At 64.4% G+C, this 25,163-nt stretch carries 27 protein-coding genes, 1 tRNA gene and 1 pseudogene; 13 read left to right on the plus strand and 16 right to left on the minus strand.

What is annotated here, in order from left to right; all coding sequences use genetic code 11:
• Nucleotides 1-30: 30 nt before the first annotated feature.
• From O4220_RS16270 to O4220_RS16285, 4 genes and pseudogenes are all read right to left on the minus strand, one after another.
• Nucleotides 31-2,319: an MMPL family transporter gene (locus tag O4220_RS16270; protein WP_269605975.1), complete on the minus strand. Its 2,289-nt coding sequence runs from the start codon at nucleotides 2,317-2,319 to the stop codon at nucleotides 31-33.
• A 110-nt stretch (nucleotides 2,320-2,429) separates the two neighbouring features.
• Nucleotides 2,430-3,029: pseudogene (locus O4220_RS16275) on the minus strand (TetR family transcriptional regulator); the annotation flags it as partial.
• Nucleotides 3,030-3,124: 95 nt separating this feature from the next.
• Nucleotides 3,125-3,583, minus strand: coding sequence for an RrF2 family transcriptional regulator (locus O4220_RS16280; RefSeq protein WP_032379935.1), 459 nt, complete (start codon nucleotides 3,581-3,583; stop codon nucleotides 3,125-3,127).
• Nucleotides 3,584-3,629: 46 nt separating this feature from the next.
• On the minus strand, nucleotides 3,630-4,265 hold the full coding sequence (locus O4220_RS16285) for an SOUL family heme-binding protein (protein WP_420030408.1): 636 nt from the start codon (nucleotides 4,263-4,265) through the stop codon (nucleotides 3,630-3,632).
• 113 nt (nucleotides 4,266-4,378) lie between these two features.
• Between O4220_RS16285 and O4220_RS16290 the strand changes: the two genes are divergently transcribed.
• A complete protein-coding gene (locus tag O4220_RS16290) occupies nucleotides 4,379-5,284 on the plus strand; it encodes a sterol desaturase family protein (protein ID WP_269605980.1) in 906 nt (301 codons plus the stop codon).
• Here the strand turns inward: O4220_RS16290 and O4220_RS16295 are convergent.
• A complete protein-coding gene (locus O4220_RS16295; protein WP_269605983.1) occupies nucleotides 5,265-5,954 on the minus strand; it encodes a YceI family protein in 690 nt (229 codons plus the stop codon). The two genes, O4220_RS16290 and O4220_RS16295, sit on opposite strands and share 20 nt — an antisense overlap.
• Before the next feature lie 120 nt (nucleotides 5,955-6,074).
• Between O4220_RS16295 and O4220_RS16300 the strand changes: the two genes are divergently transcribed.
• The 3 genes from O4220_RS16300 to O4220_RS16310 are packed head-to-tail and all read left to right on the plus strand — an operon-like array spanning nucleotide 6,075 to nucleotide 8,487.
• Complete coding sequence (locus tag O4220_RS16300) at nucleotides 6,075-7,085, plus strand: PHP domain-containing protein (protein ID WP_269605985.1); 1,011 nt, start codon at nucleotides 6,075-6,077, stop codon at nucleotides 7,083-7,085.
• Nucleotides 7,082-7,996, plus strand: a complete 915-nt coding sequence (locus O4220_RS16305) for an alpha/beta hydrolase family protein (RefSeq protein WP_269605987.1) — start codon at nucleotides 7,082-7,084, stop codon at nucleotides 7,994-7,996. Before O4220_RS16300 ends, O4220_RS16305 begins: the two co-directional genes overlap by 4 nt.
• A 35-nt stretch (nucleotides 7,997-8,031) precedes the next feature.
• On the plus strand, nucleotides 8,032-8,487 hold the full coding sequence (locus O4220_RS16310; RefSeq protein ID WP_269605989.1) for a hypothetical protein: 456 nt from the start codon (nucleotides 8,032-8,034) through the stop codon (nucleotides 8,485-8,487).
• A gap of 194 nt (nucleotides 8,488-8,681) precedes the next feature.
• On the opposite strand, the gene O4220_RS16315 is transcribed toward O4220_RS16310, so the two are convergent.
• The 4 genes from O4220_RS16315 to O4220_RS16330 form a co-directional block, all read right to left on the minus strand.
• Nucleotides 8,682-8,771 (minus strand) — tRNA-Ser (locus tag O4220_RS16315).
• A gap of 50 nt (nucleotides 8,772-8,821) precedes the next feature.
• Nucleotides 8,822-9,019: a CsbD family protein gene (locus O4220_RS16320; protein ID WP_269606336.1), complete on the minus strand. Its 198-nt coding sequence runs from the start codon at nucleotides 9,017-9,019 to the stop codon at nucleotides 8,822-8,824.
• 93 nt (nucleotides 9,020-9,112) lie between these two features.
• Nucleotides 9,113-9,547, minus strand: a complete 435-nt coding sequence (locus O4220_RS16325) for a nucleoside deaminase (protein WP_269606338.1) — start codon at nucleotides 9,545-9,547, stop codon at nucleotides 9,113-9,115.
• A 24-nt stretch (nucleotides 9,548-9,571) separates the two neighbouring features.
• Nucleotides 9,572-10,111, minus strand: coding sequence for a tRNA adenosine deaminase-associated protein (locus tag O4220_RS16330; RefSeq protein ID WP_008712456.1), 540 nt, complete (start codon nucleotides 10,109-10,111; stop codon nucleotides 9,572-9,574).
• Between the two features lie 63 nt (nucleotides 10,112-10,174).
• Here O4220_RS16330 and O4220_RS16335 point away from each other — a divergent pair, with 63 nt between their 5' ends.
• Complete coding sequence (locus O4220_RS16335) at nucleotides 10,175-11,146, plus strand: prephenate dehydrogenase (protein ID WP_420030409.1); 972 nt, start codon at nucleotides 10,175-10,177, stop codon at nucleotides 11,144-11,146.
• Here the strand turns inward: O4220_RS16335 and O4220_RS16340 are convergent.
• Entirely contained in the window at nucleotides 11,119-11,634 is a 516-nt protein-coding gene (locus O4220_RS16340; protein WP_032380655.1) for a putative glycolipid-binding domain-containing protein, read from the minus strand. The genes O4220_RS16335 and O4220_RS16340 overlap by 28 nt on opposite strands.
• 183 nt (nucleotides 11,635-11,817) lie before the next feature.
• On the opposite strand from O4220_RS16340, the gene O4220_RS16345 reads away from it, so the two are divergent.
• Nucleotides 11,818-12,165 (plus strand): hypothetical protein, encoded by a 348-nt coding sequence (locus tag O4220_RS16345; RefSeq protein WP_269605993.1) that lies wholly within the window; start codon nucleotides 11,818-11,820, stop codon nucleotides 12,163-12,165.
• A 22-nt stretch (nucleotides 12,166-12,187) separates the two neighbouring features.
• On the opposite strand, the gene O4220_RS16350 is transcribed toward O4220_RS16345, so the two are convergent.
• Genes O4220_RS16350 through O4220_RS16360 form a run of 3 tightly spaced genes read right to left on the minus strand, consistent with a single transcriptional unit; the run spans nucleotide 12,188 to nucleotide 16,218 of the window.
• On the minus strand, nucleotides 12,188-12,568 hold the full coding sequence (locus O4220_RS16350) for a hypothetical protein (RefSeq protein ID WP_269605996.1): 381 nt from the start codon (nucleotides 12,566-12,568) through the stop codon (nucleotides 12,188-12,190).
• A 40-nt stretch (nucleotides 12,569-12,608) separates the two neighbouring features.
• Nucleotides 12,609-14,432 carry an ABC transporter ATP-binding protein gene (locus tag O4220_RS16355; protein ID WP_269605998.1) on the minus strand — a complete coding sequence of 608 codons (1,824 nt, stop codon included), beginning with the start codon at nucleotides 14,430-14,432 and terminating at the stop codon, nucleotides 12,609-12,611.
• Complete coding sequence (locus O4220_RS16360; RefSeq protein WP_269606000.1) at nucleotides 14,425-16,218, minus strand: ABC transporter ATP-binding protein; 1,794 nt, start codon at nucleotides 16,216-16,218, stop codon at nucleotides 14,425-14,427. Before O4220_RS16360 ends, O4220_RS16355 begins: the two co-directional genes overlap by 8 nt.
• Before the next feature lie 178 nt (nucleotides 16,219-16,396).
• Here O4220_RS16360 and O4220_RS16365 point away from each other — a divergent pair, with 178 nt between their 5' ends.
• The 5 genes from O4220_RS16365 to O4220_RS16385 all read left to right on the plus strand — a co-directional run bounded on the left by O4220_RS16365 (nucleotide 16,397) and on the right by O4220_RS16385 (nucleotide 20,247).
• Complete coding sequence (locus tag O4220_RS16365) at nucleotides 16,397-17,545, plus strand: DNA cytosine methyltransferase (protein WP_269606342.1); 1,149 nt, start codon at nucleotides 16,397-16,399, stop codon at nucleotides 17,543-17,545.
• Nucleotides 17,545-17,958: a very short patch repair endonuclease gene (locus O4220_RS16370; protein WP_269606002.1), complete on the plus strand. Its 414-nt coding sequence runs from the start codon at nucleotides 17,545-17,547 to the stop codon at nucleotides 17,956-17,958. The genes O4220_RS16365 and O4220_RS16370 overlap by 1 nt, the downstream gene beginning before the upstream one ends.
• A gap of 61 nt (nucleotides 17,959-18,019) precedes the next feature.
• Nucleotides 18,020-19,087, plus strand: coding sequence for a hypothetical protein (locus O4220_RS16375; RefSeq protein WP_269606004.1), 1,068 nt, complete (start codon nucleotides 18,020-18,022; stop codon nucleotides 19,085-19,087).
• A gap of 9 nt (nucleotides 19,088-19,096) precedes the next feature.
• Nucleotides 19,097-19,801, plus strand: coding sequence for a DUF998 domain-containing protein (locus O4220_RS16380; RefSeq protein WP_269606005.1), 705 nt, complete (start codon nucleotides 19,097-19,099; stop codon nucleotides 19,799-19,801).
• Nucleotides 19,762-20,247: a GAF domain-containing protein gene (locus O4220_RS16385; protein ID WP_269606007.1), complete on the plus strand. Its 486-nt coding sequence runs from the start codon at nucleotides 19,762-19,764 to the stop codon at nucleotides 20,245-20,247. The genes O4220_RS16380 and O4220_RS16385 overlap by 40 nt, the downstream gene beginning before the upstream one ends.
• Here O4220_RS16385 and dhaL read toward each other — a convergent pair.
• Nucleotides 20,231-21,889, minus strand: a complete 1,659-nt coding sequence (gene dhaL / locus O4220_RS16390; RefSeq protein WP_269606009.1) for a dihydroxyacetone kinase subunit DhaL — start codon at nucleotides 21,887-21,889, stop codon at nucleotides 20,231-20,233. The two genes, O4220_RS16385 and dhaL, sit on opposite strands and share 17 nt — an antisense overlap.
• Nucleotides 21,890-21,954: 65 nt before the next feature.
• On the opposite strand from dhaL, the gene O4220_RS16395 reads away from it, so the two are divergent.
• Together O4220_RS16395 and O4220_RS16400 are read left to right on the plus strand one after the other, a co-directional pair.
• Nucleotides 21,955-22,506, plus strand: coding sequence for a YceI family protein (locus tag O4220_RS16395; protein ID WP_269606012.1), 552 nt, complete (start codon nucleotides 21,955-21,957; stop codon nucleotides 22,504-22,506).
• A 38-nt stretch (nucleotides 22,507-22,544) separates the two neighbouring features.
• Nucleotides 22,545-23,276 carry an SIMPL domain-containing protein gene (locus O4220_RS16400; RefSeq protein ID WP_269606015.1) on the plus strand — a complete coding sequence of 244 codons (732 nt, stop codon included), beginning with the start codon at nucleotides 22,545-22,547 and terminating at the stop codon, nucleotides 23,274-23,276.
• A gap of 101 nt (nucleotides 23,277-23,377) precedes the next feature.
• Here O4220_RS16400 and O4220_RS16405 read toward each other — a convergent pair whose 3' ends face one another.
• Together O4220_RS16405 and O4220_RS16410 are read right to left on the minus strand one after the other, a co-directional pair.
• A complete protein-coding gene (locus O4220_RS16405; RefSeq protein ID WP_269606017.1) occupies nucleotides 23,378-24,487 on the minus strand; it encodes a CaiB/BaiF CoA transferase family protein in 1,110 nt (369 codons plus the stop codon).
• Between the two features lie 31 nt (nucleotides 24,488-24,518).
• A complete protein-coding gene (locus tag O4220_RS16410; protein WP_269606019.1) occupies nucleotides 24,519-25,160 on the minus strand; it encodes a TetR/AcrR family transcriptional regulator in 642 nt (213 codons plus the stop codon).
• Nucleotides 25,161-25,163 lie beyond the last annotated feature (3 nt).

The raw sequence follows: 25,163 nt of genomic DNA on the forward strand, positions 1-25,163 counted from the left end.
ATCTTCGGCCGACCGGGTTCAGCCCAGGAACTACAGGGTTTTCTCCGGAGCCGTCTTCAGCTTGGCACCTTCGATGTCGACGTTGGGCAGGATCTTGTCCAGCCACTTCGGCAGCCACCAGGCCTTGTCGCCCAGTAGAGCCATCACCGACGGAATCAGCACCATGCGCACCACGAACGCGTCGAAGAACACGGCCGCAGCGAGCGCGAAGCCGATGGACTTGATGAACGAGTCCGGCTCGGCGATGAACGCGGCGAACACCGAGATCATGATGACTGCAGCCGAGGTGACCACGCGTGCGCCGTACTTGAAGCCGTTGACGACGGCATCCTTGGCAGCGGCTCCGTGGACGAACTCCTCACGCATACGCGAGACGAGGAACACCTGGTAGTCCATCGCGAGACCGAACACCACACCGATGAGGAAGATCGGCATGAAGCTGACGATCGGCTGCGGGTTGGAGATCAGGCCCAGCCCGCCCTCTTGGAAGATGAACACCGTCGCTCCGAAGGTGGCGAGCACGCTGAGCAGGAACCCGACCGTCGCGGTGAGCGGTACCAGAATCGAACGGAACACCAGCATCAGCAGCACGAACGCCAGTCCGACAACCACAGCCAGGTACGGAATCAGCGCGCTCTGCAATCGCTCCGAGATGTCGATCCCGATCGCGGTCTCGCCGGTCACTCCGTAGGAAACGCCCGAGCTCTCCTCCAATCCGCTCTCGGCGTCGCGGAGGTTGGTGACGAGCGCCTTCGTCTGGTCACTGTTGGGTGTGCTCGACGGGGTGACGAGTATCTGAGCGGTGTCACCCGCCGGGTTGACGGCGACGATCTGCGCATTCGTGACGTCGGATTGGGCGGTGATCGTCTCGATGACCTTGCCGAAGGACGCAGTGCGATCGGCCTCGGCGACGCCTGACGCATCGGCGATGACGAGCAGCGGACCGTTACGTCCGGGCCCGAAGGCGTTTTCGGTGACGTCGTATGCCTGACGGGCAGGCGTGGACGGGTCCGAGGTGGCGATCGACGGGAGTGCGAGAGACAACCCGGTGGTCGGCCCGGCGATGACGCCGAGGAGCACGATGCCTCCGACGAGTCCGAGGATCGGCCTCTTGACCAGGAATCGAGCCCACCGAAGTCCGTTGGTGGGCTTGGCCTCCGGGTCCTCGGGGTCGGTGGTGTTGACGAACTTGAGCTTGCCCGCGAAGGCCTTGCCCTTGTAGACGCCGAGCATGGCGGGCAGGAAGGTCAATGCGATCAAGACGGCAACGAACACCGCGAAACCTGCGGCCAGGCCCATCTGAGACAGGAACGGGATGCCGACCACGCGGAGGGCAACGAGGGCGATGAGCACCGTTGCGCCTGCGAACACGACGGCTGAGCCCGCGGTTCCGACCGACCGTCCGACTGCTTCTTCACGGTCGTCGGTGAGCGTGAGCTCGTGCCGGTATCGCGCCAGGATGAACAGCGAATAGTCGATCGCGACTGCGAGACCGATCATGATGGCGAGAATCGGGGTGAACGAAGACAGGCTCGCGAACCCGGAGGCAGTGGTGATGGCCAGACTCGAGATTCCGATGCCGACGATCGCAGTGATCAGCGGCAAGCTGGCAGCAGCAGCCGAGCCGAACATGATGAGAAGAACGACGGCAGCGACGGCAAGACCGACGATCTCCGAACTTCCACCGGGTGACGGATTCTCCTGCGCGACGGTGCCGCCGAGAATGACGTTCAAGCCTGCGTCGCGGGCCGGCTGCGCGGCGGCGTCGAGATCGCTACGAATCTGATCGGTGACGTCGGCAAGATCGACATTGATCGGCGCGGTGACGGTACCCACGTTGCCGTCTGGGCTCAGCGGCGAGGTGGCGGCCGCATCGGCCGCTATCTGGTCGGCCGGGGTGCCTGCCTCGGTGGCCGCCTTGGTGTACTGCTCGATGATCGACTGGTTGGCTGCGACCGGATTGGCAAGTGGCGGTGCACCTTCCGCCGGCTTTGCCGCGTCGATCTTCTCGATCTCAGCGATCGTGGCGTCGATGGCGGAGGTGTACTGCGGGGTATCGAGCGATTGGCCTTCCGGCGCCTGGAAGACGTACTCGGCGTTGACCGCTTGCAGCGGGTCCTCGGCGCCACCGAACCGCTCCTTCTGCAGGTCGAGTGCAGCCTGAGCGGGTGTTCCCGGAATGCTGAACGAGTTGACCGTCGGCGCGGACAGCGTTGATGCGCCCACGGCAGCGAGAATCAGAATCGCCAGCCACAGTCCGAGGACGATGCCCTTGCGTCGGTACGCGAATCTTCCGATTCGGTAGAGATAGGTGGCCACTGTCAAGCTCCTCGGTTGTGTTCGGACGAGTCGGGGTTGGGATGAGGTTCGGGAGTGGAGCCTGCGGAATGACCCTTGGGCTCGGGAGTGGAGCCTGCGGAATGACCCTTGGGCTCGGGAAGTCCAGCGCGGAGTTGGTCGAAGGCGTCTTCGATGAGGGCCTTCGGTGTCGACGCACCTGCGGGATCGGTGATCCAGATGTTCAATGCAGACGTCACGGCACCGCCGACGGCCATCTGCAGCAGGTTGGGGTAGAGATCGGTGTCGATGTCCGTACCGGTTCGCTCGGCGATGGCCTCGCCGAGTTTGCGGGTCAGGGAGTGATGCATTTCGAGCTTGCGGGCCATCAATGCGGGATTGGCCTCGATGAGGCGGGCCGCCGCGAAGGTATCCTCCAGGTCCCTGCCGGGATCAGCGACAAGGTTGATTGCTATGTGCCGCAACGAATCCCAGATCGGCTCCGTCGACGGCCGCGCACGCAGCAGCTCGAACCATTCGAGTGCCGAGACCTCGATGTGATGCAGAACCGCTTCTTCTTTGTTGGAGAAGTAGTTGTGGAACGTGCGGGTGGAGACACCCGCCTCGTGCGCGATGGCGTCGGCGGTGACCGCGTCGAAGCCGTGCAGCTTTCCCAGACGCACGGCCGCCAGACCGAGAGCGTCGCGGGTAGCGGCCTTCTTCAGATCACGAAGGCCCGTCGGAGAAGTCACGATTACCAAAGTACGGAACTTGCACGGTTCTGCAAGTTTGCAGAGACGTGCAATTTTGTCGATCGCGCCACACCTTGCCGTCGGTGTGACTCAGATCATCGACGAGCCCATGCTGTCGGCTCGCTGACCAGCTCTTTCACGAACCCCGGCAGATCGTCTTCGACGATATCCGCGAGCGACACCGCCTCGAGAACCGCGCGCAAATTGACGCGCACCGCCAGCCACACCCGGGTGAGCGGCTCGGCCGGGCCGGCGTACTCGGCATCCTCGGGCCGTTGACCACGCACCGACGCCAGCGGACCCTCGACGGCCCTGATCACATCGGCAACAGAAATGTCCGACGCCTCCCGCGCCAACCAATAGCCGCCGTCGGGCCCCCGCCTGCTGCAGACCAGGTCCGCACGACGCAGATCCGAAAGCACCGACTCGAGAAACTTGTGCGGAATACCTTGCGCGGCGGCCAGCGCCTCGGCTTTCGCGGGGCCCTGCCCGCCGACCGCCGCCAGTTCGATGAGCGTCCGCACTGCGTAGTCCGCCCTCGCCGTGATGTGCACCGTCAATTCCTATCATTTCGGTAGGAAATTAGCGAGCAGCTGCCCGTCAGGAATCTTCCGGTATCACCACGACCACTTCGTTGCGACGCAGTGGTGCCAAGGTCCAAGGCGGATCGTAGAACCAGGTCATCGGCTCACCCAGCATCTCGATGTCGTGTGCACGCAGCGCTTCGGTCAACGCCGCCATCTGCGGTTCGACGTCGTCCCGGCCGCGCCCACCGCTGAAACGCAGTACAGCCACCGTCTCCGCCGGAACCGACGTCAACGTCACGCGGTCGTCGTCGGGCTTCGGCAGCGTGTCCATCGTCCACTTCGACGGCATGAAGAACCGGACGACCCAGCCGCCGCTGCCGGGCGTGCTCGACACGGGGGCCGTCATCGCGATCTTCTGCGAGCCTTTCGGCGACTGACTGACGGGAGCGGTCATCGCGACCTTCTGCTTGCCCCCATTTCCACCGAAGATGTACCGGGCCAGGCGACGAAAACCCTCCTGGCGTGCCTCTTCTTCATCTGCGTCGACGGTGGTCTGCGCCGCGATGCGTGGTTCGTAACGACGGATCTCCACCGCGTCGGTCAGTCGACGGCTCGTGTGCGGCGGTTCCTCGGTACCGACCCGAATTCCGACGACACCCAACGCGGCCTCGCCCACCTGTCCGATCGTCGACGTGATTTTCTCCAACAAGTCCCACTCCGCTCTCTCGGCCGACAGGTGCGCCCATCCCACGGTACGAGCCGTAGGAAAGTCGGACAGTCAGCGTTACACTTCCTCCATTACTGTCACGCACTGGAGGTTCGATGAGCGAGTGGATCGGCTCGGCGTGGAATGCACTGCCCGAACCGCTGCGCGATCCCGTCGCGCTGGCCATCCCCGCGTTCGCGCTGCTACTGACGATCGAATGGATCGCGGCCGCGAAGCTCGAAGACGGTGTACGCGGCAGTTACTCCACCAGGGATGCGCGCTCCAGCTTGAGCATGGGCTTGGTGTCGATCGCGACCACCACCGCATGGAAGGCGCTGGCGTTGGTCGGCTACACGGCCATCTACGTCTATCTCGCGCCGTGGCACCTTCCCGCAGACGCCTGGTACACCTGGGTGATTCTGATCCTGGGCGTCGACCTGCTGTTCTACGGGTACCACCGCATCGCGCATCGGACTCGAATCATCTGGGCGACGCATCAGTCCCACCATTCGAGCGAGTACTTCAACTTCGCCGCAGCGCTGCGACAGAAGTGGAACAACAGCGGCGAGGTCATCATGTGGCTGCCGCTCCCCCTGTTGGGCATGCCGCCGTGGATGGTGTTCGTCGGATTCTCGATCAACCTCGTCTATCAATTCTGGGTGCACACCGAGCGCATCGACCGGCTGCCGCGCCCGTTCGAGTACGTCTTCAACACGCCTTCCCATCACCGCGTCCATCACGGCCGGGACCCGCAGTACCTCGACAAGAACTACGGCGGAATCCTCATCATCTGGGATCGGCTGTTCGGAAGCTACGCCGAGGAGGTCGAGCGGCCGAACTACGGATTGACCAAACCTGTCGACACGTTCAACATCTGGACCCTCCAGACGCACGAATACCGCAACATCGCACGGGATGTTGCGGCATCGCGGTCGTGGAAGGAACGCGTCGGATATCTTGTGGGACCGCCGGGATGGACGCCGCAGGCCCCACGAGAACGAGCTACTGCCGGCTCAGATTGATCAGGAAGTCGACGGTGCCCGAGTCCTCGACGGTGACGAAGCCGAGTGACGGCGGTTCGACGCCGTAATCGGCCCATGTCGTCGGAATGGCACCCGAAGCGATGAGCGTGTCGCCGGATTGCAGTACCTGCATCTCCACCGAGACGGGTCGCGTCTGATCTTTGAGCGTCAATGTGCCTTCGGCCGTGACGGTTTCGGTGGTTCCGTCCTTGGGGAGGCCGGCCAGATCGATCGGCGAGTCGATCGTGAACGTCGCCGTCGGATACGTCGCGGTGTCGAAGATGTTGCCGCGGAACTGGCTGTCTCGGCGGTCACTGTCGGTGGTGATCGAATTCGTCTGCACCACAACCTCACCGGTGGTCAAGGAGTTGTCTGCGATGGTGACCGAACCGCCGACCTCGGGCGTCGACCCGACAACGGTCACGTCGGAGCCGTTGAGTACCTCGTCGACGGTGTAGCCCGCCGCGGTGGTGTTCGACGCGTCGCCTGGGGTGACGGTCCATGTTCCGTTCAGATCCTCGGTCGTCGCCGCCTGCGCGCCCGAGGTGTCGACGGTCGCCGCCGGGGCGGCGTCTTCTTGGAACGACGCGTAGATCTTGGGCCCGAAGTACAGCCCGAGCGCTACGAGCGCAACGACAACAACGCCTACGATCCACCATTTCTTGGTCATGACTGCCGATGATAGTTGCAGCTTCAAGCCAATGGGAGATGAGCGACCTGGCAACTCCCTGAGAGTTTTGTCCGTTTACCCCGTGCGCACGTGTCGGGGCCGACAGGCACAATGGAACGCATGGATCCGGTGGACGCACTTCGAGAGATCGGATACTGGCTCGAGCGCTCACGCTCGGACACCCACCGCGTCAAGGCTTATCGGCGAGCCGCTGATGTCGTCGAATCTCTCGGTCCTGCACAACGATCCGAGCACGAAAAGGCCGACAGCTGGTCCTCACTGGCCGGCATCGGAGCCAAGACCTCGCTGATCATTCGTCAGGCTCTGACACAGGACGTTCCGGACTATCTGGCCGAGCAACGAAACGCTGCCGAACCCATCGGCAACAACGACCTCCGCGCCGCACTCAAGGGTGATCTGCACACCCATTCCAACTGGTCCGACGGCGGTAGCCCCATCGAAGAGATGATGCGTACCGCGGCCAGGCTCGGCCACGAGTACTGCGCGCTGACCGATCATTCCCCGCGCCTGAAGGTCGCGAACGGCCTCACCGCCGAGCGTCTGCGCGCCCAACTCGACATCGTCGCCGAACTCAACGAACGGCTCGCACCGTTCCGCATCCTCACCGGAATCGAAGTCGACATCCTCGACGACGGGTCACTCGACCAGGACGAAGGCTTGCTCGCCGAGCTGGACGTGGTGGTAGCGAGCGTGCACTCCAACTTGCGAGCCGACTCCAAGACAATGACCAAACGCATGGTCACCGCCATCGCGAACCCGCACGTCGACGTCCTCGGCCACTGCACCGGACGGCTCGTCGAGGGCGGTCGCGGCACCAGGCCCGAATCGACATTCGACGCACCCGTGGTGTTCGAGGGCTGCCGCCAATTCGGTACCGCAGTGGAGATCAACGCCCGGCCCGAACGCCAGGACCCACCCGAGCGCCTCATCGACATCGCGCTCGAACGCGAGTGCCTGTTTTCCATCGACACCGATGCGCACGCACCCGGCCAGCTCGACTGGCAGGGCTACGGCTGTATCCGCGCCGAGGCCCGCGGTGTGCCCGCGGAGCGAGTGATCAACACCTGGCCGCTCGACGACCTGCTCGATTGGACGGCACAGCGCGCGTGAACCGTCGTCACTTCCTCTCCGGCCTGCTCGCTGTGACGCTGGTCGGCTGCAGCTCCACCGACACCGACTCCTCACCGAGTACGGCCGAAACCTATTCGGCTGCACTGCAACCGGTCTCGGGCCCTGTCGGCGACCCTGTCCGACTGAAGTACGGATTCGATCCGGACAACATCGGCGATCTCTACCTCCCCGACAACGACGCCACCTCACTCCCGGTGGTGGTGATGATTCACGGCGGCGGGTGGCAGGAGAACCTCGACCTGTCGTACTTCCAGCAGATGTCGACGGCCATCGCCAACGAAGGCATCGCCGTCTGGAACGTCGAATATCGGCGCGGACCGAACAATTGGGCCAACACTCTCTCCGACGTCGACGACGCCACCGAGGCACTCGCAACAGTCGTGCAGGACGCAGCCGACGGGAGGCTCGATCTCGATCGCGTCCACATCGCCGGACACTCGGCCGGCGGGCAGCTCGCCGCCTGGGTGGCCGCTCGACACCTGATGCCGGTCGATGCGCCGGGAGCGGAACCGAGGATCAAGCCGCGTAGCGCCACCATCATGGCCGGCGTCTTCGACATGAAGCGGGCGGCCACACTCGGAAACGACAAGTTCGTGCCGGTCTTCCTCGGCGGCATGCCGAACGAAGTACCGGGCCGCTACAAGATCGCGTCGCCCATCGAATATCTCCCCCTCGATGTCCCGCTGACTGCGCTGCACGGTGATGCCGATCAGACGGTGTCGGTCAATCAGAGCCGTGTCTACGTCGATGCAGCAACGAAGGCGGGCAGCACCGACACCGAACTCGTCGTACTGCCCGGAGCCGGGCACGGCGCGTTTCTCGACCCCAAGAACCGCGCCTGGTCGACGGCATTGAGCACCATCACCGGCCGTGCGCAGACCCTGCTCTGACGTCGGCGGTTCTGCCGGGGTGGTACACAGTTGCGATGAACGGAAAAATCGCGACCGGATTGCTCGGGCTGATCGTGGCCGTCTCGGTTGCCGGATGCAGCAACGATCCGTCGACCGAGGGCGCGTCGAGCACTTCCGCCGCGGCCAGCACGACGACCTCTGCCGCGGCTTCCACGACAGTCCCCGCCAGCACCACGCTCGACGCTCCGGCCCCCGCCCCTGCCGACACTCCGGTTCCCGAGGCTCCGCCTGCCGCTGAACCCGATGCCCCGACCTCGGGCGTCACCGGCGAAGCGCTGTACCAGCAGACCTGCACCCAATTTCTGCCGTCCATCGATGCGCTCGAACAAACCGGAATCTCCGATCGCGCCAAGTCGGTCGAGGGTCTGCGCAACGAAATGACCACCGCCCCGAGTTGGAACACCGTGCCGCCCAGTGATCAGGAACAGATTCTGCGTGGACTCGACTCCGCCGGTGCGGGGCAATGCTGAGCGTCTGAGTCGCTGGGGGCCCCGGTGATCCCGCAAACGCGCGCGCGTTTGCCATACGCGCGCGGTCTAGGCAGCGAATCCGCACGCGTACGACGAATGCGCGCGCGTTTGCGCCCGACCTCGGCCCGGCCGCACACCCACGACACCCAGCGCACAAAAAAACTCCCCACCCGACGGATCGGGTGGGGAGTTCTTGGCGGTGGCGGAGGGATTTGAACCCTCGGAGGGGGTGAACCCTCACACGCTTTCGAGGCGTGCTCCTTAGGCCGCTCGGACACGCCACCGCAGAAGACTGTACCGGAATGCGGGCCTGAGGCTAAATCGCCAGCTCAGGCTAGTTGCCGGTGAGCTTGTCCTTGATGTTCGAGGCTGCGTCCTTGACCTTCTCGGCACCGTCCTTGAATGCTGCCGAGGTCTGGTCGCCCTTGTCCTCTGCTTCGAGGTCCCTGTCTCCGGTGGCCGAACCTGCGGCTTCTTTCGCCTTGCCGCCGAGGTCTTCGGTCTTGTTCGAGATCTTGTCGCCGAGTCCCATGAGTGTCTCCTTCGCAAGTTCGGAGCGCAGCGTTGCGCTCTGTCCTCCACCCTCCACAAAATTGGACATCGGGGCCACCATGTGACGAGATCGTTATCTCTGGCGAGAGAAGAATTGCGTCAACACCTCGGCGCATTCGGCTTCGAGTACCCCGCCGCGAACCTGTGGTCGGTGGGTCAGGCGGCGGTCGCGCACGACGTCCCACAGCGAGCCGACAGCTCCGGTTTTGGGTTCCCACGCGCCGAACACCACAGCGCCGACGCGGGCCAGCACCAGCGCCCCCGCGCACATCGTGCAGGGTTCCAACGTGACGGCCAGGGTGCAGCCCTCGAGTCGCCAACCGTCACCGTGCACCGCCGCTGCTCGACGCAATGCGATCACTTCCGCGTGTCCGGTGGGGTCGCCCGACGCCTCCCGTGCATTGCAGGCCCGGGCGATCTCACGTCCCGAGGCGTCGAACACGACGGCTCCGACGGGTACATCGGCATCCGATGCCTCGGCCGCGGCCGAGAGCGCTGCGCGGATCATGTCCGCGTCGGATACCACCACCGGTCAGCGTCGCAGCTTGTTCACCGCTGCGGCGAACTCGTCCTCGAAGCCCAGACGTTCGGCGATGGACTGCAACTGCTCGTCGGGGTAGTCGTCGGTCTCGGCGACGATGATGCCCAGCACGGCCTCGGGTAGTCCGAGGTCGGCCAGCAGGGCGAGGTCGCCTTCTTCGTACGGTTCGATGTCGTCGAGTTCGTCGGGGTCGACGTCAGGGATCTCGATGTTCAACGCATCGAGAACGTCCGCAGCGATTTCGTAGTCCACTGCGGCGACCGCGTCGGACAGCAGCAGGCGCGTGCCGTTCGGCGCCGGACGCAGGATCACGAAGAACTCCTCGTCCACGTCGAGCAGCCCGAACACGGCACCCGAGCTGCGAAGTTCACGCAATTCGGTCTCTGCCGCCGACAGGCTGGTCAATGCGTCGTCGGACAGCGGCGTCACGGTCCACTTGCCGTCCTCTCGGACAACTGCAACGCCGAATCCCTCGAGGTCGTCGTACTCCGATGCGGATGCACGATTGTCTTTCGCGCGCTGTGCGGCCATGCGCGCAACGGTAGTCCGGTATGGGTCGGTATTCGAAGTCCACCTCCCGCCTACGGCACCCACCTGTGCCAATCTGGTCGGGTGACTTCTTCCTCGGTGTGCGTTCTCGGCCTCGGACTGATCGGCGGGTCGATTCTGCGCGCCGCGCACGACGCAGGCCGTCAGGCGTGGGGGTGGAACCGATCGGCCGACGCGATCGCCGGTGCCACAGCCGACGGATACGACGTCGGTACCGACCTGACAGCGGCATTGACCAGGGCATCGAGGGAAGATGCGCTGATCGTCGTCGCCGTCCCGATGCCCGCTGTCGATTCCATTCTGGCCGCCGTCGCGGAGCACGCGCCCTCGGCTCCGCTCACCGATGTGGTCAGCGTCAAGGCCGAGGTTGCGGCCGCGGTGACTGCTCGCGGACTGCAGGCGCGCTATGTCGGCGGGCATCCGATGGCGGGCACCAATCATTCGGGCTGGTCTGCCACCGACCCCACGCTGTTCGCCGACGCGGTGTGGGTGGTGTCCACGGACCCGGGAGTCGACGCCGACGTGTGGGTCCGCGTGGCCCGGCTCGCCCTGGACTGCGGGTCGGTGGTGGTGCCGGCCGAGAGCGTCGAGCACGATCGCGCCGTGGCCCGGATCTCTCACCTACCGCATCTACTGGCCGAGGCCCTGGCAATCGTGGGGGCGGCAGGCGGACCGCTGGCGTTGGGCCTGGCTGCGGGCTCGTTCCGCGACGGGACGCGGGTGGCGTCGTCGTCGCCGACTCTCGTCCGGGCGATGACCGAGGGCAACGCAGCCGCGCTACGCACCGCGCTCGACGAAGCGATGCACGCTCTCTCGGCGGCCCGCACGGAACTGGACGACGGCTCGACGAAAACGCTGGTCGACGCCGGAAACGCAGCGCGGATGCAGTACGAGCAGCATCAGCGCTTCGAGATCACCGACGTCACCCCGGGCGAGCCGGGGTGGCGAGAGAAACTGCAGGACGCAGGTCGACGCGGCGGCGTCGTGCGTCAGATCCGTTCGGCCAGTCCGGGGTAATCGAGAACGAATCCTTCGGCATCGACCGTGACGGACGACGTCGACACCGGCGAGATGACGTGGATGCCTTCGGAACCACTGCTGTAGGTCAGCGTGGCCTCCTGGATGCTGAGGTCGAGGAGGTTGACGTACACCGTCGGCACTTCGAGGTCCTGGACCTGGGTGTGCAGACCGAATCGACGGATCGGCAGCGTGTTGAAGAACGGACTGAGCACCATGTCGACGTCGAGAGCGCCGCTGTAGGTCGAGCGCTGATGGCTGGCACTGTTCTCCACCATCCAGTAGCCCTCGTCGTCTCGACTCACGGACGCCTGACGATCACCGGAGGCGAGCGAGGTGCGCACCGACAGCCGCTTGGTGACGCCGTATTCGTCGGTCACCAGGTCGTAGGACGCGCTGAAAGCGGGATGGTCGGCGCACGCGGCACCGATGATGCGTCCGGCAGCCTTGATTCGGTTGCCGGAGAGCTGAACGCGCACGGACTCCATGCGCGGCACATCGTGCGCTCGCCACGTCAGGATCGAGGGCCAGGTTTTCGCGTCGGTGGAGTCGGACGCAGGGACGGAGGCATGCTCGGCACCCGATTCTTGAGTGATCACCCATCTACGGTAGGCGACGAACCCCCCTCGAGAACAAGCGGACGTGCCTTTTCCCGCACATTACTTAAGGTGATGACTGTGACGACAGAGAACTCAGGCGGCGGACAGTTCGATTTCGCGCATTCCGAACAGGCCGCCAAGAGTCGACAGGACAAAGCGACGGCACTGGCGCGCTACGTCTGGGATCGCGGCATCACCGGTGCCGAACTGCTCGATCTCACCGACGCCGTCCGCAGGAAGCTCGCTCGCGCGGCAGACCTGCACCCACCGAGCACGATGGAAACCTGGACCATCGTGGCCGAGTTGCTCGACCGCAAATCCGCGTGGGCGGCCGAACACCCCGGTCACGACGGCGCGACGCCCCAGCACGCCGACGAGAAGATCATGTGGGTCAAGCCGCCCATCACCCCTTGGACCTGATCAGCCGGTCACCGGACCGATCTCACTGGCGATAGATCTCCACGTGGGCACCGGTGACCACACCGAGGGTCGACGTCGGCTGACCCCAGCTCGAACTGCAATTGCCCGACGCCTGACCTGTCGGCACGAAAGATCGGCTCGACGAGGTGTAGGGACCGACCGCCGGGATCGGAAAGCGATTGGGGACGAAGTGAAAGCCCCAGCATTCGGTGATCAGTACGTACTCCCTACCCGGAGGGGCACCGGTGTCGTGACACGTTGCCGACGCGCCGAAGGCATCGTGGGCGATGGAGCAATCCTGGGTATCAGCATGGGAAACGCCTGCGCCGATGATTGCTGAAAAGGCCAGACCTGAGACGACGACGGTGGCAACTCGTGTTGCCGCTACAAATGTTCTTCTCATACAGGTCATTTCGCCGGAGACCGACGAGGCGTTACGGAAATCAGACCAGCGAGTCTTCCCACGCCTCGTGCAGGTGAGCGAAGCGTCCCTCTCCCGCGATCAGATCCTCGGGAGTTCCGTCCTCGACGATGTCGCCATCGGACATGACCAGAACGCGATCTGCAATGGACACGGTCGACAGGCGGTGCGCGATGATCAGCGCCGTTCGCCCCTGCAGGATGGTCTCGAGCGCACGCTGCACCAGCCGCTCGCTCGGGATGTCCAGACTCGAAGTTGCCTCGTCCAGCACGATCACCGACGGCGCAGCCAGGAACACCCGCGCGAAGGCCACCAATTGCCTTTGGCCCGAGGACAATCGGCCACCGCGCTTGCGTACGTCGGTATCGATGCCGTCGGGCAGCGACGCGATGAACTCGGTCAGTCCGACGGCGTCGGCCGCAGCCCGCACGTCTGCATCGGTCGCCGTCGGGCGGCCGAGACGGATGTTGTCCGCCACCGAACCGGAGAACAGGAACGACTCCTGCGTCACCATGACGACGTTGCGGCGTAGATCCTCGTCGCTGATCTCACGCATGTCGATGCCGTCGAGTCGCACGGCTCCGGCCGTCGGATCGTAGAAGCGCGCCAACAGCTTTGCCAGTGTCGACTTTCCGGCTCCGGTGGCCCCGACCATCGCGACCACCTGCCCTGCGGGCACGTGTAGCGAGAACTCCGGCAGCACGACGCGCTCGGATCCGTAGGAGAAGTGCACGTCGTCGAACGTGATGTCGCCTTTCACCGTTCCGATCTCGACCGGGTTCTTCGGCGCGATCACCGACGGTTCTTCCTCGAGCACGCCGGAGATCTTCTCCAGCGCAGCCGCGGCGGACTGGTACGCGTTGAAGACCATCGCCAACTCGTCGAGCGGGCCGTAGAACCGCCGAAGATACAGCACGTAGGCCGCAAGTACGCCGATGTCCATGTGGCCGTTGATCACTCGCCAGCTACCGAACACCAGGATGATCGCCAGCGTGACGTTGCCGATCCAGCGCACGATGCCGGTGTAGCTCGCCATGCCGCGCAGCGCCGCGGTGGTGGCGTCCCGATACTCCGAATCCTCGGTGCTCAGAATGGCGTCGTTGCGGCCCTCGCGTCGGAACACCTGCACCGCGCGAATGCCGCCCATCGACTCCACGAAATGGACCACGACGCGCGCGATCGCCACCCGTGTTCGACGGTAGCCCTGGCGTTGGCGACGCTGCGACCACCGCGTGACGAGCACCAGCGGAACGAAGCCGGCCAGCACGATCAGCGCCATCGGTACATCGAGATACACCAGGATGATCGCGATCGACACCATCGACAGGATGGCCGTCAGTGCATCGTTGAGCGCACTCTCGAGCAAGGTCTGCAGAGACTCGACATCGCTGGTCAGTCGCGAGATCAGCCGTCCCGAGGTGTATTTCTCGTGGAACGACAGGCTCAGCTTCTGGGCATGATCGAACACCCGGCCGCGGAGGTCGTACAGAATGTTCTGACTCAGCCGACCGGAGACGGTGAGAAACGCATAGGTGGTGAACATTCCGAGCAGACCGAAACCGGTGTAGCCGCCGACCGCCCACAGCAACGGACCCCAATCACCCTGCCCCGCAGCGCCGACGCCGTTGTCCAGTGCATAGGCGATGAACAGTGGACCCGCCACGTAGGTGATGTTGTCGACCAGGATGATCAGAAACGACAGCAGGGCCTGCTTCTTGTACGGGCGCACCAGTGATGCCAGCAAGCGACGAGAACGTCCGGCCAGCACCAGGTTTCCGGTGGCGTCGACCTCGGATTCCTCCCCGCCGACGCCCCGCCAATCCTCGGTGGAGCTCTGATCACTCATGAATCGACCCCATCACCTCGCGGTACCGCGGCGACGACGCCAACAGTCCCTCGTGTGTTCCCTGCTCCACAATTGTTCCGTTCTCGAGATAGAGCACGCGGTCAGCCAACGCAGCGGTCGACGGCCGGTGTGCCACCAGCACTGTCGTCGAATGCGCCAACACCCGTCGCAACTCCTTCTGCACTTTCGCTTCGGTGTCCACGTCGAGCGCGGACAGTGGGTCGTCGAGCACCAGCACCCGCGGCTTGCCCAGCACCGCGCGCGCCAAGGCGAGCCGCTGGCGCTGTCCGCCGGACAGGCTCATGCCCTGCTCGCCGATACGAGTGGCCAGACCCCACGGCAGCCGCTCGACGAAATCCGTTGCATGCGCGATCTCCAACGCCTCGGCGATCTCGGCATCGGACGCGCCGGGAGAACCGAGCGCGATGTTCTCGCGCGCACTGGCCGAGAACAGCACCGGATCCTCGAACGCCACCGACACGATCGAACGCAAGTCCGACAATCGCATCGAAGCCACGTCGATACCGTCGATCGTGATGGACCCCTCGGTGACGTCGAACAGGCGAGGAACCAGGTTGGTCAGCGCAGTCTTTCCGCTGCCGGTGTTCCCGACGAGCGCAACGGTCTCCCCCGGCTCGATCACGAAACTGACGTCGGTGAGCAGCGGCGAGGACGCGTCGGGAAAGGTGAATCCCACGCGGTCGAATTGCACTCGGCCACGGATCCTTTCGGGCAGTTCGACGGGATCGTCGGGATCGGTGACCGTTTCGGGAGTGTCCATGATCTCCCAGTAACGATCCGCTGCCGTACGTGCATTGTTCAGTTCGGCCAACAGGTAGCCGAACGACTCGATCGGCCACAACAGGAAGGTGACGATGGCAATGGCCGCGACGAGCGTGCCGACCGTCATCGTGCCCTGCACGATCGAGTACGTCCCCACGGCCAGAATCGCGCCGATGGTGATCGGTTGCAGCCCGACGATGACGGCCCAGATGATCGCGAGGTAGCGCACCTTCTTCAACTCGGTGTCGCGCAAAGTGCGAGCCTGCCGAAGAAACTGCTTGCCCAGGTGCGCACTTCGACCGAAGGCCTTCAGAACACGAATGCCCTGAATGGACTCTTCCACCGTCGTCGTGACATCGCCCGCCTGATCCTGAGCGTCACGCGCCACGACGCGGTACAGCGTCTCGAACTTGGTGCAGGCGATGACCAGTGGCACCGACGTCACCAGCATGATCAGCCCCAATTGCCAGGACTGGACCAGCAATACGCCGATACCCACAACGAGCGTGACGGCGTTGATGATGATGAACGGGCCGATGAAGGCCATGAATCGGCGCAGCGAACCGAGATCGGCGATGGCGCGCGAGAGCAGCTGCCCCGATTCCCAACTTTCGTGCGCCGCGACCGAGAGCCGCTGCAACTTGTCGAATACTGTTGCACGAGCGGTGATCTCGAATTGACTCGAAGGCCTGGACACCAGGTAACGACGCACCCAGATTCCGGCCGCGTCGATGGTGCCGAGCAACAGGACGAATGCCGCGGGCCACCAGACAGCAGAGAAATTGCGATCGGTGATGGGGCCGTCGATGACGCGTTGCATCACCAGTGGAATCACCAGACCGGTCATGGTCGCAATCAGCGAGACCACGATCGAGCCGATGTAGAACCACTTGTACGGGGCCAGGAACGGCGCGAAACGCTGCAGCGATGTGGCGGTACGCACTACTTTCGGGTTCGGCTGATCGACGGTTCGGGCTTCGGTGTCGAGCACACCCGTGGACACGTGTTGTTCTCCTTCTGCTGTGCCCGGATGATTTCATTGCACAGGCTCAGTTTCCAACCGATTTTCGGCCCCGGTCATTCCAGTGTGGAACCTCGAGCTTGGTCGAGGTCAAGGCCGACCACTCTCGAGTACCGTAGGACCGTCGGGCGAGAGAAGGGCATACGTGAGCGCACGGTCGATGGTCGGGTTGTTCGCGGGAATCGGCGGGCTCGAGCTGGGGTTGGCCGAGGCGGGTTGGTCGACGCAGTTGCTGTGCGAGGTCGATCCCGGAGCGCAAGCCGTCCTCACCGCCCGCATGCCCGACGTCCCTCTGCACAGCGATGTCACCACACTCCGCAGCCTGCCCGCCGGCACCGAACTGGTAGCGGCAGGCTTTCCGTGCCAGGACCTCTCCCAGGCAGGACGGACAGCGGGCATCACCGGGGCCCGATCCGGCCTGGTCGACGAGGTCTTTCGGTTGGTCTCGCGCCGCAAAGGCCCACGCTGGCTGCTGATCGAGAACGTGCCTTTCATGCTGCAACTCGGCCGCGGGGCCGCCATGCGGCACATCACCGACGCACTCGAGGACCTCGGTTACATGTGGGCGTATCGCGTCGTCGACGCACGAGCGTTCGGATTGCCGCAGCGTCGGCAGCGGGTGGTGATGCTGGCCTCGCGCACCGACGATCCTCGTGAAGTGCTGTTCTCCCAGGATGCCGGCCCGTTGCCCGACGGCGATCCGAGCACCCAGCCGTGCGGGTTCTACTGGACCGAGGGAATCCGCGGATTGGGCTGGGCCGTCAACGCGGTCCCCACGCTCAAGGGCGGATCCTCGCTCGGCATCGCCAGTCCCCCGGCCGTGCGGTTGCCGTCCGGGGAGATAGTCACACCCGGCATCATCGGGGCCGAGCGCCTGCAGGGATTCGATCCGGACTGGACGCTGCCTTCCGTCCAGCAGCCCGGCGTCCGGAGTGGGCATCGCTGGAAGCTCGTCGGAAATGCCGTCAGTGTGCGGATGGCGTCATGGGCAGCACGCGCTCTGGACGACCCGAAGCCCTACGACGCCTCGAAAGATGTGGCTGTTCTGCCTGGCCAGGCCTGGCCGACGGCGGCCTGGGGACGCGACCGGACGACGTTCAAGGTGACGATCTCGAGCATGCCGGTACACGAGCCCTACGAGGACCTGATCGGCTTTCTGGACGACTCGAAGCTGCTCTCCGCGCGCGCGACCGCCGGATTTCTCAAGCGGGCCCGGGCCGGCAGCCTCCGTTTCGCTCCGGGATTTCTCGACGATCTCGATGCCCACCTCGAGCGCATGGGCGGATACGCCGAGCGGGTTCCGGTGTGATGGCCGAACGCCCCGTCACCGACGCCAAGACCAGTGCTCGGCTGAGCAAGCAACGACGCCGCGACACCAAACCGGAGGTCGCGCTGCGGCGGGCACTGCACCGCCGAGGTCTGCGGTATTTCGTCGATCGCGCTCCACTGAAGGGCATGCGGCGTCGAGCAGATCTGGTGTTCCCCAGACGCAAGGTAGCGGTCTACGTCGACGGCTGCTTCTGGCACAGCTGCCCGATACACGCCACCAAGCCCCGCAACAACGCGCAATGGTGGGCCGACAAATTGGCGGCCAACGTCGCGCGCGATCGCGACACGGACGAGAAGCTTCTCGCGGAGGGCTGGCGCGTCGTACGAATTTGGGAACACGAGGACCCCGCCCTCGCCGCCGACCGAGTTGAGAACGAACTTACTGGAGACTGAAACCCTTTCCCGTCCCCGCGCGTCCAACCCCATGATCGGTTGATTCGAGTACGGGGGACGAATGACGGTGCGTAGAAATTGGTTGCTCGCGGCGGTGGCGCTGGCGATGTCGGTCTCGACGAGCGGATGCGCGGTGGTGTTGCTCGGCAGCGCGTTCCCCGCAGGCAGTTCGTCGCCCACCGGCAGTTTTTCGCCACAGGACAAGTACGGATTCGAGATGTCGGAAGCAGACCGGTATCTGGCCGACACAGCAGAATTCGTACGCAGTCTCGATCCGTGTGGCTTTCTCACCGAGGACGATCTCGCTGCCCTCGGCACCGTGGTGCAGCTTCGCCCAGATGGCGAGTTGAGCACGTGCTCGGCCAGCCTGAAACCCGCGACATCGAGCGCAACCGACTCCGTCTCCATCGATCTGAACGGATATCAACCGACGTCCGACGATCCGGACTACGAGCAGATCATGATCGGTGACGAACAGGTGTATCAAGACAACTCGTCGCCGGGTTCGTGCCGCGTCGGCTTTCCGCTTCGCGGCGAGTTCGACGGTGCCACCCCGGGGGCCATGGACGGTTTCCTCACCGAATCCGGGCGCGGGTTCGCCACGATCGACGTCTATCGCGCCGTCGGGGACGCGTGTGCCGCTGCGACAACCGTCGCCGAGACCGCACTCGGCCTGTTGGACGATCCACCTTTGCGGGCCGATTCCAAGTACAACCTTCCGCTGGCCATGAAAGATCCGTGTGCCGTCCTCGAACACCTACCCGCAACGTGGACGGTGGGCCGTTGGAACCCTCCATCGGATCCGTACCGTTGCCATTTCACGGCGTCCTCGGCAACGTTCGAGGACAACCTCATGATGCTCGACGTCACGCTCTCCTACGTCGACACCGAACTGCGGTCGACGGACCGCAAGACTGTCCAGCAGGGCGGCTACACCGTCGAAACACGCGACTCGGATTCGGTGTGCTCGGCCGACATCGTGTTGGGCAACCCCGTTCTCGGCCTGCCCGGTAACGACGACTCTGCCGCGCGCTACGCCCGCACAGTTCCCGAGCTGTCCGTCATGGCGGACGACTGCGACTCCGCCGTCACACTGGCGGTGGCAGCTGCCGACGAGCTCACTGGTTAGCCTTGGTCGGTGTGTTCGAGAACTGAAGGCGTTGATATCCGCCGAGCCGTAGTGGCGGTCTGCTTGATCCTCGCCGGACTGCTGTATTCCGCATGGGTGGCCGAATTCTTCTTGGACACCGGTCTCGACCCCACCACATCGTTTCTCAGCGAACTCGACGCCCGCGATCAGCCGTACCGCGAATTCTTTTCCACCGCAGACGTCGTCACGGGGTCACTGATGATCGTCGCTGCTGTCCTCGGCTTCCTCGCGACAGCGCGGCGACGGCTCGTCGTCACCGGCTGGATCGCGTCGGGCATCTTCGGTATCGCCACCATCGCCGACGCGAAACTTCCTCTCGAGTGTGTGGCCGCCGACGATCCGAGCTGTCCGATCGAGCCCAGCGGATTGTTCCCGCAACTCCATCACCTGCACGCACTCACCAGCACCATCGCGGTGTTCGCGATCTTCACGGTCATGATCGCGTTCACGCTCGCTGCATTCCGTTATGAGGGCTATCCCCTGCTTCGGACGCTCGGTGTCGCGGTGCTGGCGGTCACGACCCTGGCAACGGCGTGGCTGTTGATCGCCGACAATCTTCCCGGCGACCACGGACTCGGTGTTGCCCAGCGGGTTCAGGTGGGCGGCATGTCGGCGTATCTGGTGGTGCTGGGGTGTGCGCTTAGACTCGGCGCATGTCCTTCACCGCGACCGAACTCAACGGGTCCAAGGTAGAGCAGTACCAGCAGCTCGCCGAGCAGGCCAAGGGCCTCGTATACGAAGAGTCGAACCTGATCGCCAATGCCGCCAATCTCTCCGCGTTGGTCTATCACGCTCTGCCCGAGGTCAATTGGGTCGGCTTCTACCTGTTCGACGGCACCGAACTCGTCGTCGGTCCCTTTCAAGGTCAGCCCGCCTGCGTACGGATCGCTCTGACCAAAGGGGTGTGTGGCGCTGCCGCGACCACTCGCGAGACACAGCGAGTAGCCGACGTCCACGCCTTCCCCGGCCACATCGCGTGCGATGCCAACACTCGCTCCGAGGTCGTCGTACCGCTGTACCAGGGCGAGACCCTGGTCGGGGTCTTCGATCTGGACAGCCCTGTACCGAACCGCTTCGACGCCGACGATCAGGCCGGCCTCGAAGCGATCGCGGCGGTCTTTCTCAACTCTCTGGGGTAAAACCAGCTGCCGCCTCGAAGAACCAGGCCATGACCAGCGCCCCGGGGTCGACGACACCTCGCGCGGCCTCGCCGACGTAGCTGGCGCGACCGCGGTTGGCGGTGATGTCCTTGGTCGATTCGGCTCCGGTCTTCGCGGCGTCGGCAGCGTCCTGCACGGTGCCGCCGTCCTTCTCGAGCGCCTCGACGGCCGGGGCGATGGCATCGACCATCGTCTTGTCGCCCACCCGTGCGCCGCCGAGTTCGGTGATACTGTCCAGTCCCGCCCGGGCGGCCTGTCCGATAGCCGCGAGATCCGGCTCGGATTCGAGCATCGCCCGGTAGAACTGCCGGAACCAGATGCCGAACAGCGCGCCGGACGTACCGCCTGCGTGGCCGAGATATGCCTCGCTGACGGACTCGAATACCGTTGCCGCCGAGTAGTTTTCCTTGATGGCGTCGAGATCGAGTTGTTCGAGTGCGGCCACCATGTTCGTTCCGAAGTCGCCGTCACCCGCCTTGCGATCCAACTCGGTCAGGGCCGGCTCCTCGTCCAGCACACGCTGCACCCACGACCCGATCCACTCGGAAACGAATGCCGACGTCTCACCGGTGTCGGACGGTGAGAACGTCGGCCCGAATGCCCCGCGTTCGGCCACCGGCTTCGCGCCCCGGCTCTGAGCGTTGGGCCAACCGGGAGCGTCGGTCGGCTCGTCCCACAGTTCGAGCATCTCGTCGTCGGCGCGCACGAGTGTGATCGACGCTCCGCCCATGTTGAGTGCAGTGACGAAACTTCCGACGAGTGAGCGGGAAATCTCGACACCCTTGCCGTGCAGGTACGCCGAGAGCTCACCGAACAGCAGATGCAGTTCGAGCGGGTGCGTTGCGCCAAGCCCGTTGACGATCGCGATCACCGATTCACCCGAGTTCAATCCGAGCGAGTCCACAATCGGATCGGTCAATTTGGCGACGATCTCCTGGGCAGGCAGCCGGGGCACGCGGTCGGTGCCGCGCTCTCCGTGGATCCCGATACCGAGTTCGATTTCCTCCTTGGGCAATTCGAACGACGGTTCGTCCGCTCCAGGCAATGTAGGCGGGTTCAGCGCGACCGCCATACTGCGCGCGTTCCCCGCTGTTCGACGCCCCAGCGCAACGACCGCCTGCAGGCTATCGCCTCGTTCTGCCGCTGCGCCGCATACTTTTTCGACGACGATGGTCGCTGCGGTGCCGCGTCGACCAGGTCCGTCCTCGCTCTCGCTTGCCACGTCGTCGTCGACGAGAACAACGTCGGCGACAATGCCGTCCTCCTGCAACAACTCTCGGGCAATCTTGAAGTTCATCACGTCACCGGTGTAGTTCTTCACGATGTGCACCACTCCACCGCCTGAGTCCACGGCCTTGGATGCCTCGTGCACCTGAAGGGCGTTCGGTGAAGTGAAGACCAGACCGGGGCACGCACCGGTGAGCATGCCACGACCGATGAATCCGGCATGCATCGGTTCGTGGCCCGATCCCCCACCGGACAGGAGGGCAACCTGACCGTCGGAGATGCGATACCGGCGGGTGAGAAATCCGGGATCGGCATGCCAGGTGATGTCGTCGGTGGCGGCGACGAAGCCGCGGAGTGCGTCGGCAACGAATGTTCGAGGGGAATTGGAGAACATGGCTCCACCCTAACCACCTGCGTCGCGTCCCTTCCTCGGTTCTGTGGGACCGATACAGTCGAGGCATGACTACCGCGACCTGGACGCTCGACTCATCGGACGGTGGGCAGTTGGCCGTTCGGACGGACGTCACCGGACGGGCATCCAAGATGGGCCATCGCCTCACGATTGCGGTGACCTCCTGGACCGCGACAGTCGAATGGTCTGGGGACGCACCCACCGCGGTCTCCCTCGTCGCCGAGGTGGGTTCACTCGAGGTGGTCCACGGAGAGGGTGGCCTCACACCCTTGATCGGACCGGAGAAAGTAGTGGCGAAGGCAAACGCGCTCAAGAGTTTCGACGCCGACCGATATCCGTCGATCCGATTCGTTTCAGAGGAGATCACCGCCGGCGACTCGGGATTTCGACTGGCAGGCACGGTAGAAATTCATGGCGTGTCCAGGGAGATCGCCGTGGATGTGACCGCCACCGACCTCGGCGATCGATGGCACATCGAGTCCGAAACTACTGTGCGCCAATCGGATTACAAGATCACTCCGTATTCGCAGATGTTCGGAGCCATGAAGGTGGTGGACGAGGTGACCGTGACGTTCGACGCCGAGTGCCGCAAGCCCTGAGCCTTTCCAATTCGCCTGTCATGGTGGACACTACGGCGATGAGTCGAAATCGATGGATGCTCGGATCGTGCGCATCGGCCCTGTTGCTGGCCGTAGCCCTGACCGCGGGCTGCAGTAGCCCAGCGACGTCGTCCCCCGATGGACCCCCCGGAGTGAACGTCAACGGCGTAGGGGAAGTCCAGGGTGCACCGGATACGTTGACGACCCAGATCGGGGTTCAGGCCACGGCCGAGGACGTCACCGCCGCCATCGAACAGGCCAATTCTGCCGTCAGTGACGTCACGGACGCCGTGATCGCAGCCGGCGTCGCCCGCGAGGACATCCAGACCCAACAGGTGTCGATCGATCCGCAGTACTCCGGCGCACTGCCGGGCGGCACCTCGGCCATCTCCGAATATCAGGCCACCAACACACTGCAGGTCACGGTTCGGGACCTGTCGAAGGCCTCCGCAGTCCTCGGCGACGCCACATCGGCCGGCGGAAACGCGACCCGCATCTCGGGGGTCTCCTTCAAGATCGACGACGATTCCCAGCTGATCTCCGATGCCCGGTCCAGGGCATTCGCCGACGCCCGCGATCGCGCTGAGCAGTACGCATCGCTCGCAGGCGGAGAACTCGGCGACGTTCTGTCGATCACCGAGTCGATCACCGGCCAGGAGCAGCCGACGACCTTCCGCGAGTCCGCCCCTTCGTTCGACACGGCGGTGCCCATCGAACCGGGGCAGCAGACCGTCAGCGTGTCCGTGTCGGTCAAGTGGGCGTTGAACTAGCGGAGTGAGTTGCTGCCGCTGCAACGGTTGCTCCACTGAAGAGGTTGCAGACGGGGATTCGCCGACTCACGCCCCGGAGTGGAGCGAGAGTTGCAGGTCGACTATTCGGCTTGCGGTGGCGGCAAGCGGTAGTTCACCGGAGTGGCCGAGAAGTCCAATGGATTTCGGACGGCGTCGGTTGCTGATCCCGGCACCTGGACCCGTGGCTCCAGCCCGAGTGATTCCGCGAACGCGAAGGCCTCTTCGATCGAATTGACCGGCCCAGCGGGAACATTGCAGGCCATCAGTTCCCGATACCACTCGTCCGCGGTCCGCGTCTGCAACGCCGTGTTCAGCAGCTCGACCAACTGATCTCGATTCTCGACGCGCGCCGAGTTGGACGAGAAGCGTTCGTCCACAACCAATTCGGAGATTCCCAGCACGTCCGTCAGCGCCGAGAATTGCCGGTCGTTGCCCACTGCCAACGCGAGCGGTCGGTCGGCGGTCTCGAACACCTCGTACGGCACCAACGAGGGATGCTTGTTTCCCATGGGAACCGGTACGACGCCGGCACCGAGGTACGCCGCCGACTGATTGCTCAGTGCAGACAGTACCGACGCCATCAGCGAGGTGTGCACCTGCTGACCTTGGCCGGTCTGTGATCGATGATGCAGTGCGGCAAGGATTCCGCTGAGCGCATGCAGACCGGTGACGATATCGACCATCGCCACTCCCACTTTCGTGGGCGTCGAGACATCGGGGCCGGTGACGCTCATGAGCCCGCCGACGGCTTGGACCACCAGATCGTAACCGGGGAGCGCAGCTCCTCCGCCGGTGCCGAAGCCGGAGATCGAGCAATAGATCAGGCCCGGGTTGGATTGCGATACAGCCGAATAGCCAAGACCGAGCCGGTCCATCGTTCCCGCTCGGAAGTTCTCGATCACGATGTCCGCGCGCGAGACGATCTCGCGCGCCTCGCCTACGCCGCTCTCGGACTGCAGGTCGATGAACCTCGACGTCTTGTTGCGATTCACCGAGTTGAAATAGGTTGCCGTACCGGCGGGGTCGTACGGGGGACCCCATGATCGGGTGTCGTCACCGGTTCCGGGTCGCTCGATCTTGATCACGTCTGCGCCCATGTCGCCGAGCATCATCGTCGCGTACGGGCCGGCGAGCACACGGGAGAAGTCCGCGACCACGAGGCCTGCGAGTGGACCGGTGGCAGGTGTCATCGGTCCACTGTATTGCGCGACACGCTGCAGTTCAGTTCAGGTCGGGAACGAACGCTCCCAGCACGGCAACCATCGTCTCCACGATGTGCTCGATAGGTGGGCGAGGGGGATCGGTGCGCGACCAGTCGGAGACGATCTCTGTGAGAGCACCAAGGAATGCCGTTGCGGCCAAACGGTATCCACCTGGCGGAACGAAATCGGAACCGACTTCCGAGCGCAGTGTGTTCTCGAAGAACTGTACCCACTGTGCACGACGGCGCGTCCGGTGCTGCTCGACGGCATCGCTGACACCCAGCATCTCCAGGTAGGAAATTCGTGCTCGGCGCGGGTCCCCTCCGATCGATCCGACCAAAGCCGTCATCGCAGCGACGACCAGCGCGCGTCGATCTCGGTCGAGTTGCCCGTCGAGTGCGGCGACGACTGCAGCCAGGGCGTCGTCTTGGATCAGGTCGTACACATCCACGAGCAGCGCCTCACGGTTGGCGAACTCACTGTAGAACTGACTGCGTGCCAGACCGGCTGCAGCGCAGATATGCGCAACCGAGGTGGCTGCATATCCGCGTACCCCCATGACCTCGATCCCGGCGTGCAAGAACCGCGCGCGGCGATCGGCTTTTCGCGCGGCGGACGATCGTCCCGCGTAGATGCGGCCCTGATCGTCGGCGACAGTCACCGG

Origin of the sequence: Rhodococcus ruber, from assembly GCF_027270735.1 — a bacterium.
GTDB classification, from domain to species: domain Bacteria; phylum Actinomycetota; class Actinomycetes; order Mycobacteriales; family Mycobacteriaceae; genus Rhodococcoides; species Rhodococcoides rubrum_A.